Origin of the sequence: Variovorax sp. WDL1 (assembly GCF_001541225.1) — a bacterium.
Classification (GTDB): domain Bacteria; phylum Pseudomonadota; class Gammaproteobacteria; order Burkholderiales; family Burkholderiaceae_C; genus Variovorax.
In genome coordinates this window covers 1-1,669 of the sequence record NZ_LMTS01000318.1, presented here as the reverse complement: position 1 = coordinate 1,669, position 1,669 = coordinate 1, and the positions used below count along the sequence as shown (strand labels likewise).

Sequence of the window (1,669 nt, the reverse complement as noted above, 5' to 3'; positions counted from 1 at the left end):
CGGCCATGGACCTGGCCGAGGGCATGTCACTGCCGCTCTCCGTGGTCTGGGCCGCGATCAAGAACTGGGTCGATCAGGGGTTGGGTTGAGCCATGGCCGTGGACGACGCCGCACCGCGAGCCCAACGCCTTGGCCCCGTCTCACTCGCAGACCGGTTCGACGCTGCGCTGAAGGACCTCGCGCCCAAGCCCAGCCCCAGCGCGCCAACGCCCATGCCGGCGACGCCACCAACGTCCCCCGCATCCGGCGATGCCTTCCTGTTCAGCGGCAACCGGCACGAGACCGTGCCGCGGCGGCTGTTCCTCGACCGTCGCCTGACACCGATGGAGCGCAACGCCTGGCAGGTGTTCCGCCTGATGCTCAACGACGACGGGATGACGGCGTTCCCCACCTATGAGCAGTTGCGCCCCTGGCTGGCGTCCATGCCCTGCGCGGGGCAGGCCTCCCATGAGACCGTCGCGCGGGCGCTGACGCTGCTGCGTCTGACACGGTGGCTGAGCCTCGTGCGACGACGGCGCGACCCCAAGACCGGCCGCATCCTCGGCAACCTCTACGTCCTGCACGACGAACCCTTGACGCCGTTCGAGGCGATGCAACTCGACGCCGACTACCTCGCGCTGGTCAGCCAGTCCCTGGGCCATTCGGCCAAGGCCGTCCAGATGGTCGGCTTGAACACGCTCGGGGAGATCGCAGAAGACCCGCTGCTGTCCGGCCGCACGCTGCCGTCGCGGCTGCAGGTCCTGGCCGAACGCCTCGCCAGCCAGGGCATCCTGACCACCGGAAGTTATCCACAGGAGGATGCCGTCCACGATTCCGAAGAAGGGGCTTCGAGCCTTCTTCGGAATGCTGATGACCCCTCTTCGGATTCCGAAGCAGGGCTGAAACCTGCGCCAGACGGCGCTCTTCGGAATCCGAAGCAGGCCCGTACAGTACGTAGTAGTCGTATTAATGAAGTACGTACTACCGCGCAGGCGCGCGCGCTGGGCGATCTGCAATGGCCCAAGCGCTTCGCGGAACTGAAGGCGGAACAGCAGACAGGTGCCAGGGTGGCATTGCAGCAGGTCGATGCCTCGCTGAGACAGGCCGTGCTGGACGACTGGGCCACACGATGTAGCAGCCATGGCATCCGCAATCCTGCGGGGTATCTGTTCGGCATCATCCAGCGCGCCATCCACGGTGAGTTCAACGCCTGGGCCAAGCAAGACGCGCCATCAGCATCCACTCCGCCAAATGAGCGGCCACCACCCGCACCGCCACCCCAGCCGCCCAGTAAGCCGGTGCCGCCGGAAGTCGCCAAGCAGCACATCGAGCGGCTGCGCAATCTGCTCGCCAGCAACTGATCCGGTCAGGCGGCGAAGTGGATGCCCATGGCCGCCAGTGGAGCTATCCCCTGGGGATAGCTCGCGCCGCATGCAGCCGCAATGCCTTGAACCGGGGCCTTGCGGGTTTCGGTTTGTTGACTGACTGCCTTCCGCTTCCTGCCGAAGCTGGCCGCTCCTTTTCCAACAACGAGCGGACACCATGGCAACCAACAACGAACCATTGCAACTCAACCTCGGCTCCCTGCGCAGCGCGATGTCGCTGACGCTGCACACGCATCACGCCTCGCGCATCTGGCATGGCCGCGCTGCCGCCGAGGGGCGACCGGGCATCGTCGGCCTGAACGGCT

2 protein-coding genes and 1 pseudogene are annotated in these 1,669 nt (G+C 66.3%); all 3 read left to right on the top strand.

Annotated elements, in window-relative coordinates; translation table 11 throughout:
- Positions 1 to 89 (top strand): annotated as a pseudogene (locus APY03_RS40995) (DUF2857 domain-containing protein); the annotation flags it as partial.
- A 3-nt stretch (positions 90 to 92) separates the two neighbouring features.
- Positions 93 to 1,340, top strand: a complete 1,248-nt coding sequence (locus tag APY03_RS36275; RefSeq protein ID WP_068685116.1) for an STY4528 family pathogenicity island replication protein — start codon at positions 93 to 95, stop codon at positions 1,338 to 1,340.
- A 181-nt stretch (positions 1,341 to 1,521) separates the two neighbouring features.
- The coding region (locus APY03_RS36270; RefSeq protein WP_157103515.1) for an AcaB family transcriptional regulator at positions 1,522 to 1,669 on the top strand (148 nt) is incomplete at its 3' end.